We start from the raw sequence: 13468 nt of genomic DNA on the forward strand, positions 1-13468 counted from the left end.
TTCATGCATCACATGACTCTGGCCGAGATCGCCCGCGGTCTCGCCGACAAAAAGTTTTCTTCCGAAGAGCTGACCCAGACCCTGCTGGCGCGAATTGCCGCGTTGGATCCCAAGGTCAACAGCTTTATCAGCCTCACCGAGGAACTGGCCCTGAGCCAGGCCAAGGCCGCCGACGCACGTCGCGCCAACGGTGAAAACGGCGCACTGCTGGGCGCCCCGATCGCCCACAAAGACCTGTTCTGCACCCAGGGCATTCGCACCAGCTGCGGCTCGAAGATGCTCGACAACTTCAAGGCACCCTACGACGCCACCGTAGTGTCCAAGCTGGCAGCCGCCGGGGCCGTGACCCTGGGCAAGACCAACATGGACGAATTCGCCATGGGTTCGGCCAACGAGTCGAGCTACTATGGTGCGGTAAAAAACCCGTGGAACCTGGAGCACGTGCCCGGCGGTTCCTCCGGCGGCTCGGCTGCTGCTGTTGCCGCGCGTTTCCTGCCGGCGGCCACGGCCACCGACACCGGCGGCTCGATCCGCCAGCCCGCCGCTTTCACCAACCTCACTGGTTTGAAGCCGACCTACGGTCGCGTTTCCCGTTGGGGCATGATTGCCTATGCCTCCAGCCTCGATCAGGGCGGCCCGCTGGCACGCACGGCTGAAGACTGCGCAATATTGTTACAAGGTATGGCCGGGTTCGATAAACAGGACTCCACCAGCATCGATGAGCCGGTGCCGGACTACAGCGCCAGCCTTAATACCTCGCTTAAAGGCCTGCGTATCGGCGTGCCGAAAGAGTATTTCAGCGCCGGTCTCGACCCGCGTATCGCCGAACTGGTGCACAACAGCATTAAAGAGCTGGAAAAGCTCGGTGCCGTGATCAAGGAAATCAGCCTGCCGAACAACCAGCACGCGATTCCTGCGTACTACGTGATCGCGCCGGCAGAAGCCTCCTCGAACCTGTCGCGTTTCGACGGCGTGCGCTTCGGCTACCGCTGCGAAAACCCGAAAGACCTTACCGACCTGTACAAACGCTCCCGTGGCGAAGGCTTCGGTGCCGAAGTACAACGCCGGATCATGGTCGGTGCCTACGCACTTTCCGCCGGTTACTACGACGCGTACTACCTCAAGGCGCAAAAGATCCGTCGCCTGATCAAGAACGACTTCATGGCCGCCTTTGAAGAAGTCGACGTGATCCTCGGCCCGACCACGCCGAACCCGGCCTGGAAGATCGGCGCCAAGACCGGCGACCCGATCGCCGAGTACCTGGAAGACCTCTACACCATCACCGCCAACCTCGCGGGCTTGCCGGGCTTGTCCATGCCCGCAGGTTTCGTCGATGGCCTGCCGGTCGGCGTGCAATTGCTCGCCCCGTATTTCCAGGAAGGCCGCCTGCTCAATGTGGCGCACCAGTACCAGTTGAACACCGACTGGCACACTCGCACCCCTACCGGCTTCTGAGGAGAACACTATGCAATGGGAAGTTGTGATCGGGCTGGAGATTCATACCCAGCTCGCCACCCAATCGAAGATTTTCTCCGGTAGCGCCACCACGTTCGGCGCAGAACCCAACACCCAGGCCAGCCTGGTAGACCTGGGCATGCCCGGCGTACTGCCAGTGCTGAACGAGGAAGCGGTGCGCATGGCGGTTATGTTCGGCCTGGCGATTGACGCCGAGATCGGCCAGCACAACGTGTTCGCGCGCAAGAACTACTTCTACCCGGACCTGCCCAAGGGCTACCAGATCAGCCAGATGGAATTGCCGATCGTCGGCAAGGGCTACCTGGATATCCCGCTGGAAGACGGCACCATCAAGCGTGTCGGCGTGACCCGTGCGCACCTGGAAGAAGATGCCGGCAAGAGCCTGCATGAAGAATTCAACGGCGCTACCGGTATCGACCTGAACCGCGCCGGTACGCCGCTGCTGGAGATCGTTTCCGAGCCGGACATGCGCAGCGCCAAGGAAGCCGTGGCCTACGTCAAGACCATCCACGCGCTGGTGCGCTACTTGGGCATCTGCGACGGCAACATGGCCGAAGGTTCGCTGCGTTGCGACTGCAACGTGTCGGTGCGGCCAAAAGGCCAGGCCGAGTACGGCACACGCTGCGAGATCAAGAACGTCAACTCGTTCCGCTTCATCGAGAAGGCGATCAACACCGAAGTGCGTCGCCAGATCGAGCTGATCGAAGACGGCGGCAAGGTGATCCAGCAAACGCGCCTGTACGACCCGAACAAAGACGAAACCCGTGCCATGCGCAGTAAAGAGGAAGCCAACGACTACCGTTACTTCCCCGACCCGGACCTGTTGCCGGTGATCATTGAGGACTCGTTCCTCAATGACGTGCGTGCCACCCTGCCGGAACTGCCGCCGCAAAAACGCGAGCGTTTCCAGGAACAGTTCGGCCTGTCGGTCTACGATGCCAGCGTATTGGCCTCCAGCCGTGAGCAAGCCAACTACTTCGAAAAAGTCGTGAGCATTGCCGGCGACGCCAAGCTGGCGGCCAACTGGGTGATGGTTGAGCTGGGCAGCCTGTTGAACAAACAGGGCCTGGAGATCGACGAAGCCCCGGTGACCGCCGAGCAGTTGGGCGGCATGCTGCTGCGCATCAAAGACAACACTATCTCCGGCAAAATCGCCAAGACCGTGTTTGAAGCGATGGCCGCAGGCGAAGGCAGCGCCGACGACATCATCGAGAAGCGTGGCCTCAAGCAAGTCACCGACAGCGGCGCTATTTCGGCCGTGCTCGATGAGATGCTGGCCGCCAATGCTGAGCAAGTTGAACAATACCGTGCGGCAGACGAAGCCAAGCGCGGCAAGATGTTCGGCTTCTTTGTCGGCCAGGCGATGAAAGCCTCCAAAGGCAAAGCCAACCCGCAACAGGTGAACGAACTGCTCAAAAGCAAGCTCGAAGGCTGACACTTGATCGTTCCCACGCTCCGCGTGGGAACGCCTCACTGGACGCTCCGCGTCCGCTTTTGTGACGCGGAGCGTCACGGGCTGCATTCCCACGCAGAGCGTGGGAACGATCAATTGGGGGTTTGTTGAACATGAAGCGTCTACTCGGCCTCCTGGCCCTGTTCTCTCTGCTGGCCGGTTGCGCCAGCGGCCTCATCGACCCCAACGGCTACGACGAAACCGGCACCGCCTCCTATTACGGCGCCAAGCACCATGGCAATAGAACCGCCAGCGGTGAACCCTTCAACCAGAACGCCCTGACCGCCGCCCATCGGCGCCTGCCCTTCGGCACGCGGGTCAAGGTGACCAATCTCGACAACAACAGATCCGTCGTGCTGCGCATCAATGATCGCGGCCCGCACACCCGTGGCCGTCTGATCGATGTTTCCCGCAAGGCGGCTGAGCAACTCGGTATGCTGGGCAGCGGCACCGCACGGGTTCGCGTGCAAGCGCTGAGCAACTGACAGGAGCCTTGGCCATTTCCGTACTCACCGCCCTCTCGCCCTTCAGCCTGCTCGAATTGGTCAGCGGCCTGCTGCTGCTGATTCTCGGCGCCGAAATCCTGGTGCGCGCCGCCGTGCGCCTGGCGGCCAGCCTCAAGGTGCGGCCGCTGATCATCGGCTTGAGCATCGTTGCCTTCGGCAGCAGCGCGCCGCAAATGACCGTCAGCCTGCAAGCCACCCTGGCCGGCAATACCGATATCGCCGTGGGCAGCGTGATCGGCAGCAGCATATTCAACATCCTCGTCACCCTGGGCCTGTCTGCGCTGATCATCCCGCTGCGGGTGTCGCGACAACTGGTGCGCCTGGACATCCCGGTGATGATTTGCGCCGCGCTGCTGGTGTTTACCCTGTCGGCCAATGAAACGTTGACGCCCGTTGACGGGCTGGTACTGCTCGCAGCGCTGGTGGCCTACCTGGGTGTGCTGCATTACCAGACCCGCCATTCCCGGCGCCCGCGCACGCTGGACACCGTGGCCAGAGCGCCGTGGTTGAGCAGCGTGTTGCTGATGCTCGGCGGGCTGCTGATTCTGGTGCTGGCCGGGCATTTGCTGCTGGGCGCGGCGGTGGACGTGGCGAGCGACCTGGGCCTGTCGGAGCGCATCGTCGGCCTGACCTTGATCGGCGTCGGCACTTCGTTGCCGTGCCTGGCCACTTCGCTGATTGCCGCCGTGCGCGGCGAGCGCGAGATTGCCGTGGGCAATGTGATCGGCAGCAGCCTGTTCAACCTGCTCGGTGTGCTGGGGTTTACCGCGTTGGTAGCGCCGTCACCGCTGTCGGTATCGCCCAACGCCCTCGATTTCGACTTGCCGGTAATGCTCGGCGTGGTGGCGCTGTGCCTGCCGGTGTTCTACACCGGTTACCGAGTCACCCGCGCCGAAGGCCTGGTCTTTCTGGGCCTGTACCTGGTGTACGCATTGCATGTGGTCTCGTTCACGTTCGGCATGCCCTTGGCTACCCGTCTTGAAAAACTGATGCTGTATTACGTCCTGCCGGCGCTGGTGGCGTTTCTGGTACTCAGCACGCTGCGAGCCTGGCGCCGCCAACACAAGAGGGAAGCGCAATGACCGATCAGAGAAAGCCCGGGGTTGAGATGCGTCGCCAGGTGATGGGCGACGTGTTCGTCGATCGCGCCCTGGGCAACGCCACCGAGTTCACCCAGCCACTGCAGGATTTTGTCAACGAACATGCCTGGGGCAGCGTGTGGAATCGCGAAGGCTTGCCCTTAAAGACCCGCAGCCTGATCACCCTCGCGGCCCTGACCGCACTCAAGTGCCCACAGGAACTCAAGGGCCACGTGCGCGGCGCACTGAACAATGGCTGCACGGTGGAAGAGATTCGCGAAGCGCTGCTGCATTGCGCGGTGTACGCGGGTGTGCCGGCGGCGATTGATGCGTTTCGGGCGGCGCAGGAAGTGATTGAGGCGTATCAGGCAGACCAGTAGTGACTGTTAGATAGCCATCGCAGGCAAGCCAGCTCCCACATTTGAACTGTGAATACATTCAAAATGTGGGAGCTGGCTTGCCTGCGATTGGCCCTCAAGCACACCACAAACCTTAGATCCACCCACCCGCCTGCAACACAAAAATCCCGATATTGGTGGTCACCGCCGCCATCAACGTGGTGATCACAATAATCGCCGCCGCCAACTCATGGTTGCCCTCAGCCGCCCTGGCCATGACAAAACTCGCCGCCGCCGTCGGCGCGCCGAAATACAGAAACAAAATCCCCAATTCCGGCCCACGAAAGCCCAGCAGCCACGCGCCCAACGTCGCGAATAGCGGCAGGCCGATCATCTTCACCAGGCTGGCACTCAAGGCCATGCTCCCGCTTTTGCGCAAGGCCGCCAATGACAAGGTGCCGCCGATGCAGATCAGCGCCAGCGGCAAGGTCATGTCCGCCAGATACTGCCCGGACGACTCCAGCCACCCCGGCAAGCCGATCTTGAAGATCGCGAACGGCGCGGCGACGATCACACTGATGATCAGCGGGTTGGCTATCACGCTTTTGAAAATGCTCCACGGGTCGGACTTGATCACCGGGCTGTACACCGCCAGCACAATGGTCGACAGCGTGTTGTAGAACAGGATCACCAGCGCCGCGAGAATCGCGCCAAGGGAGATGCCGTAGTCGCCGTACATGCTGGCCGCCAGCGCCAGGCCGATCACGCCGTTATTGCCGCGAAACGCGCCCTGGGCATAAATGCCACGGTCTTCACGCGGGCAGCGAAAGATCGCCCAGCCCCAGGCCACAGCAAAGCTCAGCAGCGTGGCAACGGCAAAGTAGATCAACAAACCGGGTTTGAGCGCCGAATGCAGGTCGGCGTGGAGGATGCCGAGAAACAGCAGCGCCGGCATGGTGACGTTGAACACCAGCGACGATGCAACGTGGATGAAGTTGTCGTTGATCCAGTTGATGCGCTTGAGCAGCACACCCAAAAACAGCATGGCAAACACCGGCGCGGTGATGGTCAGGGTGGTGAGGAAGATAGCCAGCATGCCGGGGAGAACCTTGGTGGGTGTCGTCAGGTGGCTAATGATAAGCCATGCAGCCCGGTTCGTCTGGGCAACCCCGAGCAAATGTGGGAGCTGGCTTGCCTGCGATGGCGCAGTGTCAGTCGATGCATTCGTTACTGATACACCGCCATCGCAGGCAAGCCAGCTACCACAGAGTCCGTGCTGGTCTCAGGTGATGGGCGCGGGGTTGAACAGGGTGATGTCGTTATGCAGCTTATGCCGCTCCGCCCACGTCTGTTTCTTGCCGCTGGCCACATCCAGGTAGAAGTGGAACAGCTCCCAGCCCAGCTCCTCGATGGTCGCACGCCCGGTGGCGATACGCCCGGCGTCGATATCGATCAAGTCCGGCCAGCGCTGCGCCAGTTCCGTGCGCGTTGAGACCTTGACCACCGGTGCCATCGCCAGCCCGTAAGGCGTGCCACGCCCGGTGGTGAACACATGCAGGTTCATCCCGGCCGCCAGTTGCAGGGTGCCACAGACAAAGTCGCTGGCCGGCGTGGCGCAAAAGATCAGGCCCTTGCCCTTGAACCGCTCACCCGGGCCAAGCACGCCATTGATCGCGCTGCTGCCGGATTTGACAATGGAGCCCAGGGACTTCTCGACAATGTTCGACAACCCGCCCTTCTTGTTGCCCGGCGTGGTGTTGGCGCTGCGATCCGCCTCACCCTTGGCCAGATAACGGTCGTACCAGTCCATTTCCCTGACAAGTTCCTGGGCAACTTCCTTGCTCTCGGCGCGCGACGTCAGCAGGTAGATGGCGTCGCGCACTTCGGTGACTTCGGAAAACATCACCGTCGCCCCGGCTCGCAACAGCAAATCCGAGGCATAGCCCAGCGCCGGGTTGGCGGTGATGCCGGAAAACGCATCACTACCGCCGCATTGCATGCCCAGGATCAGTTCGGACGCCGGCACGGTTTCCCGGCGACGCTGGTCGAGTTTCTTCAAGCGGGTTTCGGCCAGTGCCATGATCTGCTCGATCATTTCGGTAAACCCGTGGCTGGAGTCCTGCAAGCGGTACAGCCAAGGCTCACTGAGGTCGACAGAACTGTCGTTGTCGTGCATCACCTGCCCGGCCTGCAGCTTTTCGCAGCCCAGGCTGATCACCAGCGCTTCGCCGCCCAGGTTCGGGTTGCGTGCCAGGTTGCGCACGGTGCGGATCGGGATGTAGGCATCGGTCGCGGTGATGGCCACGCCACAGCCATAGCTGTGGGTCAGCGCCACCACGTCGTCAACGTGCGGGTACTTGGGCAGCAACTCGTCCTTGATGCGCTTGACCGCATGGTCCAGCACACCAGTGACGCATTGCACCGTGGTGGTGATGCCGAGGATATTGCGCGTGCCCACGGTGCCGTCGGCGTTGCGGTAGCCCTCAAACGTGAAGCCTTCCAACGGCGCCTGCGTTGCTGGCACCTCGGTCGACAGCGGCAAGCTGTCCAGCGGCGGCGCAGTCGGCATGCGCAATTGGTCTTCCTGTACCCAACTGCCACGCGGAATCGGCGCCAGCGCATAGCCGATGGTCTGGCCGTAGCGAATAATCTCACCGCCTTCGGGGATATCTTCCAGGGTCACCTTGTGGCTCTGTGGAATGAAATCCACGGTGACCAGGCCGTCCGGAAACTCGGTGCCGGCCGGCACGCCCTGGTCGTTCACCACGATCACCACATTGTCGCGCGCGTGCAAACGAATCGAGCGCGGCGAGTCGGCATGTTCAATCAACTGCATTACATCGCCCCTCAGGAGTGCGCTTGGGTAAGGTTAGTCAGTTCCGGCCCTTTGCTTGGCGGCTCTTTGAGCACCACGCGCTTGATCGGGCCGACGATCACCAAGTAGCTGAACACCGCCAACAGCGCGTTGGCGCCGACGAACACCAACGCCCACTTGAACGAGCCGGTGGTGGCGATGATGTAACCAATCACGATCGGCGTGCTGATGGACGCCAGGTTGCCAAACATATTGAACAAGCCGCCACTGAGCCCGGCGATTTGTTTCGGCGAGGTGTCGGACACCACCGCCCAACCCAGTGCGCCAACGCCTTTGCCGAAGAAGGCCAAAGCCATGAAGCCCACCACCATCCATTCAACGTCAACGTAGTTACACGCGATGATGCTGCTGGAGACCAACAAGCCGGCAATGATCGGCGCCTTGCGCGCGAACGTCAGCGAATGGCCTTTGCGCAGCAGGTAGTCGGAAATCACGCCGCCGAGTACGCCACCGATAAAGCCGCAGATGGCTGGCAACGAGGCAATGAACCCCGCCTTGAGAATGGTCATGCCACGCTCCTGCACCAGATACACCGGGAACCAGGTCAGGAAGAAATAGGTGATGCCATTGATGCAGTACTGGCCCAGGTACACGCCGAGCATCATGCGGTTGGTGAGCAGTTGGCGGATGTAATCCCACTTCGGCCCGTCGGTTTTCTGGCCTTTGGTTTTGTCCTGGTCCATGTCGACCATCGCACCGTTGGCCGCGATGTGGTTGAACTCGGCTTCGTTGATCATCGGATGCTGGCGCGGGCTGTGGATAAGTTTCAGCCAGATCAGCGAGAACAGGATGCCGATGCCGCCCATCACGATAAACACGTGCTGCCAGCCGAAGCTGTAGACGATCCAGCCCATCAGCGGTGCAAACAGTACCGTAGCGAAGTACTGCGCCGAGTTGAAAATCGCCGAAGCAGTGCCGCGTTCGGCCGTAGGAAACCACGCCGCCACAATACGGGCGTTTCCGGGAAACGAAGGCGCCTCAGCCAGGCCCACCAAAAAGCGCAGCATAAACAGCGCAACAATCGCGGTGGAAACCCCGAACTCACCCACATAGCCTTGCAGCACGGTGAACAGCGACCAGGTGAAGATGCTCAGCGCGTAGATTTTTTTTGAACCGAACCGGTCCAGCAGCCAGCCACCGGGGATTTGCCCGGCCACGTAGGCCCAACCGAATGCAGAGAAGATATAACCGAGGGTGACCGCGTCGATGCCGAGGTCTTTTTGCAGGCTGGAGCCGGCGATGGCGATAGTGGCTCGGTCGGCGTAGTTGATCGTGGTCACCAGGAACAGCATGAGCAGGATCAAATAGCGGACGTGAGTCGGCTTGGTCGCTTGCATGAAGATGTACTCCCACTAATTATTTTTTTTGCGGGTAATGGTCTTGTTGTATGCGGGACCGGCTTTGTGTGGGAGCTGGCTTGCCTGCGATACAGGCACCGCGGTGTGTCAGGTACACCGCAGTGATGCTATCGCAGGCAAGCCAGCTCCCACACAAGCAGGGCTCGCAGGTATTACGAACCGATGTAGCTGGTTTTCACCACTGTGTAGAACTCTTGCGCATAGCGACCTTGCTCACGCGAACCATAGGATGAACCCTTACGCCCACCGAACGGCACGTGGTAGTCCACACCGGCGGTCGGCAGGTTGACCATCACCATCCCGGCCTGGGAGTGGCGCTTGAAGTGGTTGGCGTACTTGAGCGAGGTGGTGGCGATGCCCGCCGACAGGCCGAACTCGGTGTCATTGGCCATGGCCAGCGCCGCCTCGTAATCCGCAACACGCACCACATTGGCCACCGGGCCGAAGATCTCCTCACGGCTGATACGCATGGCGGCTTCGCTGTCGGCAAACAGCGTCGGCGCCAGGTAGTAACCTTCGGTGTCACAGGTCACCAGGCCGCCACCGCTGACCAGCCGCGCGCCTTCGCTTTGGCCGATGTCGATGTACTTCATGTCCTGGTCCAACTGGGCCTGGGAGACCACCGGGCCAATGTCTGTGCCGCTTTTGAGCGCGTGGCCGACTTTGATCGACTTCATGCGCTCGGCCATGGCCGCGACGAACTGGTCGTGGATACCGGCGGTGACGATCAAGCGGCTGGAGGCCGTGCAACGCTGGCCGGTGGAGTAGAACGCGCTCTGTACCGACAGCTCGACGGCCTGTTTAAGGTCGGCGTCATCGAGGATGATCTGCGGGTTTTTACCGCCCATCTCCAACTGTACTTTGGCCTGGCGCGACACGCAGCTGACCGCGATCTGACGCCCGACGCCAACCGAACCGGTAAAACTGATGCCGTCGACTTTCGGGCTGTTGACCAACACATCGCCGACCACACGGCCGCTGCCCATCACCAGGTTGAACACACCGGCCGGGAAACCGGCGCGGGAGATGATTTCGGCCAAGGCCCAGGCGCAACCCGGCACCAGTTCAGCCGGTTTGATCACTACGCAGTTGCCGTAGGCCAGGGCCGGAGCGATTTTCCACGCAGGGATGGCAATCGGGAAGTTCCACGGCGTGATCAGGCCGACCACACCGAGGGCTTCGCGAGTGACTTCCACATTCACGCCTGGGCGCACCGATGGCACGTAATCGCCAGACAAGCGCAGGCATTCGCCCGCGAAGAATTTGAAGATGTTACCGGCGCGGGTCACTTCGCCGATGGCTTCGGGCAGGGTCTTGCCCTCTTCCCGAGCCAGCAAGGTGCCAAGTTCTTCGCGGCGGGCGAGAATTTCGCTGCCGACTTTATCCAGTGCATCGTGGCGTGCCTGGATGCCGGACGTCGACCAGGCCGGGAACGCGGCGCGGGCGGCATCGATGGCGGCGTTGACTTGGGCTACATCGGCCTTGGCGTATTCGCCAATGACATCGGACAACTCCGACGGATTGATGTTATTGCAGTAGTCGGCACCGGCCACCCACTCGCCATTGATGTAGTTTTCAAAACGTTTGGCTTGGGACACAAATCTTCTCCTGACGCAAAAGGCCGCTGATTACTCAGCGGCCTTGTTGATAAGTTACTGCGGACCTTGCTTGTCGATCAGCGCGGCCAGGGCTTCGTATTCTTCCGGCAGCAGGTCGGTCAGCGGCGTGCGCACCGGGCCTGCGTCGTAACCAGCAATTTTGGCGCCCGCCTTGACGATGCTCACCGCGTAACCGGCTTTACGGTTGCGGATATCGAGGTAAGGCAGGAAGAAGTTGTCGATGATTTTGGCAACAGTGGCGTGATCGTCCTGGGCAATCGCGTGGTAGAAGTCCATCGCGGTTTTCGGGATGAAGTTGAACACCGCCGAGGAGTACACCGGCACGCCCAGGGCCTTGTAGGCAGCGGCGTAAACCTCGGCAGTCGGCAGGCCGCCGAGGTAGCTGAAACGGTCGCCGAGACGGCGGCGGATCGACACCATCAGCTCGATATCACCCAGGCCATCTTTGTAGCCGATCAGGTTCGGGCAGCGCTCGGCCAGGCGTTCGAGCAAGCGTGCAGTCAGGCGGCAAACATTGCGGTTGTAGACCACTACGCCGATTTTGACCGACTTGCACACGGCCTCAACGTGGGCGGCGACGCCGTCCTGGCTGGCTTCGGTCAGGTAGTGCGGCAACAGCAGCAAGCCTTTGGCGCCAAGACGCTCGGCTTCCTGCGCATATTCGATGGCCTGACGGGTCGAACCGCCGACACCGGCCAGGATCGGCACGCTGGTGGCGCAGGTATCAACGGCGGTCTTCACCACTTGGGAATATTCGCTGGCGGCCAGGGAGAAAAACTCACCGGTGCCGCCGGCGGCGAACAAGGCGGTGGCGCCATAAGGGGCCAGCCATTCCAGACGCTTGATGTAGCCCGCCTGGTGGAAGTCACCCTGGGCATTGAAATCGGTTACCGGAAAAGACAGCAGACCGTGGGAGAGGATGGACTTCAGTTCTTGTGGATTCATTATTCGAACACCCTGGATGAAGACTTTCTGTCGAAAGGTTGTTGTTGGTTTTGATGATGTCGTACGTCATCGTACAACTATAAAATGATTCGTCAACTGCAATTCATCGGGCTTCATCCGCAGGCACGTGTTTAAACGCAGCTTCTTGACGTAGGAAATTATTCCTCTATGCTCTGAATTACTGTATAAATATACAGTTATTACGGAAGATTCCTACGACATAGCAAGGAGCTAACATGTCAGGTCTTGAACTCGCAGCACCCGAAAAAACACCGCCCACCCTACGTTTTGAAGGCGGTGAACACACTGCCATCGGCGATGACACGCTGCTGCGTTTCGTCAAGGACGCCCCGGCGATTCCTGCGCGGCAAGTCGAACTGCACCTGCCCAACGGCCTGGCGCTGACCTACGGCCAAGTGATTGCCCTGGGCGGTGATTTCTATGGCATTCCCGGCCAGGCCATCAGCGATGGCGCCTCCCCGGCCGACCGTGTGCAACGTTTTACCGCCGCTTTCAACACACTGGCGGTGCTACCGGCCTCGCGTGAAGAAGCCGGGAAAATCCTCGCAGTCATGCAAAAGGAGATCAACGCGGTCAACCAGGCCATCCGCGACGGCAAACAACCCCATGAAGCCTATGACGCGCTGGGTGATACGTTGTCCGAAGAATGGAACCGCATTACCGGCGGCGGCAGTGCGGTTTCGGCGCTGATTCCACTGGGGCGTTACTTGAAGCTGGCAGCAGACAACGCCGACCACTTTGGCGAATGGGCGCTGTCGGCGTACCTGGCCGGCCATACGGCGGCACTGCAACAGGCGGTCATCGCGCACCAGACTGGCACCGACCAGGCGCTGGAACTGGCGTATGCAATGAACAGCTTTGCCGATCACTTTTTGACCGATCTGTTTTCTGCCGGCCACCTGCGCGTGCCGCGCAAGCAATTGGCGGCGGTGGTCACGCCAGGAGAGTTGGGCTCACTGATCAGCCGCTTCATGCACGACGAAGACAGCAAGTTCGGGCTCAAGGTACGCAATGCCAAGGGTGATCAATGGCACGCCTATGGGGACAAGCGCTACTTCGATGCGATCGACGCGGACAATCGGGCCATGGTTAAACGTGCAGTGCAGGCCTCGGCCGATGAGATCTTCGAGACCTTTATCAGCGGTGTCGCGCCCTCCCCGGCCAGCTTCAAGGCACCGCTGTATGTGCCGGACCTGAATGCTGCGCAGAACCCGGCGAACAACTTTTCGCCGCTGTTCAAGATGGAGGGTGACAAGGTGCTGCGCCGCAAGGACGTGAATGACCTGAACGACAAGCACTGGACCAATGATTGGTGGGGCTGGAGCACTTACCTGCTGCTCAAGGACTACAAGCCCAACCAGCCGGCCTGACACTGATCGTACCAACCGACCTGCCACTGATCATTCCCACGCTCTGCGTGGGAATACATCCTGTGACGCTCTGCGTCACCTTGCACGGGGCTTGAGATACTCGCGCACATCGGGACGCGGAGCGTCCAGGGCGGCATTCCCACGCAGAGCGTGGGAACGATCAACTCCAGGCCAAGGAGATCAAAATGTGGGAGCTGGCTTGCCTGCGATAGCGGTGCGTGCACACAGTATCAGTTGCCTGAAACTCAGCCATCGCAGGCAAGCCAGCTCCCACACTAGAACGTGTTTGGCGGTTAACCGCGCTGTGCTTGCGCCTCTTCATGGGCATGGCGCAGCCGTTCACGGCTATTGGTCAAATGCAGGCGCATGGCCGCGCGGGCCGCATCCGAATCCTGGCGGGCACGCGGAATGATTGTTCCCACGCTCTG

11 protein-coding genes are annotated in these 13468 nt (G+C 60.8%); 6 read left to right on the plus strand and 5 right to left on the minus strand.

Going from position 1 to position 13468, the window contains the following annotated elements; translation table 11 throughout:
- Positions 1-3: 3 nt before the first annotated feature.
- The 5 genes from gatA to HX790_RS06430 all read left to right on the plus strand — a co-directional run bounded on the left by gatA (position 4) and on the right by HX790_RS06430 (position 4894).
- Positions 4-1455: an Asp-tRNA(Asn)/Glu-tRNA(Gln) amidotransferase subunit GatA gene (gene gatA / locus HX790_RS06410; protein ID WP_065911562.1), complete on the plus strand. Its 1452-nt coding sequence runs from the start codon at positions 4-6 to the stop codon at positions 1453-1455.
- Positions 1456-1465: 10 nt separating this feature from the next.
- Positions 1466-2911 (plus strand): Asp-tRNA(Asn)/Glu-tRNA(Gln) amidotransferase subunit GatB, encoded by a 1446-nt coding sequence (gene gatB / locus HX790_RS06415; protein WP_017138253.1) that lies wholly within the window; start codon positions 1466-1468, stop codon positions 2909-2911.
- A 131-nt stretch (positions 2912-3042) separates the two neighbouring features.
- Positions 3043-3414 carry a septal ring lytic transglycosylase RlpA family protein gene (locus HX790_RS06420; protein ID WP_026013786.1) on the plus strand — a complete coding sequence of 124 codons (372 nt, stop codon included), beginning with the start codon at positions 3043-3045 and terminating at the stop codon, positions 3412-3414.
- Between the two features lie 56 nt (positions 3415-3470).
- Positions 3471-4517 (plus strand): calcium/sodium antiporter, encoded by a 1047-nt coding sequence (locus HX790_RS06425; RefSeq protein WP_032865800.1) that lies wholly within the window; start codon positions 3471-3473, stop codon positions 4515-4517.
- Positions 4514-4894, plus strand: a complete 381-nt coding sequence (locus HX790_RS06430) for a carboxymuconolactone decarboxylase family protein (protein ID WP_017138256.1) — start codon at positions 4514-4516, stop codon at positions 4892-4894. Before HX790_RS06425 ends, HX790_RS06430 begins: the two co-directional genes overlap by 4 nt.
- 112 nt (positions 4895-5006) lie before the next feature.
- Here the strand turns inward: HX790_RS06430 and HX790_RS06435 are convergent, their stop codons facing one another.
- The 5 genes from HX790_RS06435 to kdgD all read right to left on the minus strand — a co-directional run bounded on the left by HX790_RS06435 (position 5007) and on the right by kdgD (position 11649).
- Positions 5007-5948 carry an AEC family transporter gene (locus HX790_RS06435; protein WP_170036267.1) on the minus strand — a complete coding sequence of 314 codons (942 nt, stop codon included), beginning with the start codon at positions 5946-5948 and terminating at the stop codon, positions 5007-5009.
- A 186-nt stretch (positions 5949-6134) separates the two neighbouring features.
- Positions 6135-7688, minus strand: a complete 1554-nt coding sequence (garD, locus tag HX790_RS06440; protein WP_176991358.1) for a galactarate dehydratase — start codon at positions 7686-7688, stop codon at positions 6135-6137.
- Between the two features lie 11 nt (positions 7689-7699).
- Positions 7700-9064 carry an MFS transporter gene (locus HX790_RS06445; RefSeq protein WP_099548377.1) on the minus strand — a complete coding sequence of 455 codons (1365 nt, stop codon included), beginning with the start codon at positions 9062-9064 and terminating at the stop codon, positions 7700-7702.
- Positions 9065-9237: 173 nt separating this feature from the next.
- Complete coding sequence (locus HX790_RS06450; protein WP_017138260.1) at positions 9238-10683, minus strand: aldehyde dehydrogenase family protein; 1446 nt, start codon at positions 10681-10683, stop codon at positions 9238-9240.
- 54 nt (positions 10684-10737) lie between these two features.
- Positions 10738-11649, minus strand: coding sequence for a 5-dehydro-4-deoxyglucarate dehydratase (gene kdgD / locus HX790_RS06455; RefSeq protein WP_176991359.1), 912 nt, complete (start codon positions 11647-11649; stop codon positions 10738-10740).
- 236 nt (positions 11650-11885) lie between these two features.
- On the opposite strand from kdgD, the gene HX790_RS06460 reads away from it, so the two are divergent.
- Complete coding sequence (locus HX790_RS06460; protein ID WP_176991360.1) at positions 11886-13040, plus strand: phospholipase; 1155 nt, start codon at positions 11886-11888, stop codon at positions 13038-13040.
- The last annotated feature ends 428 nt before the right edge of the window (positions 13041-13468 follow it).

Origin of the sequence: Pseudomonas sp. IPO3747 (assembly GCF_013385245.1) — a bacterium.
Lineage (GTDB): Bacteria > Pseudomonadota > Gammaproteobacteria > Pseudomonadales > Pseudomonadaceae > Aquipseudomonas > Aquipseudomonas edaphica.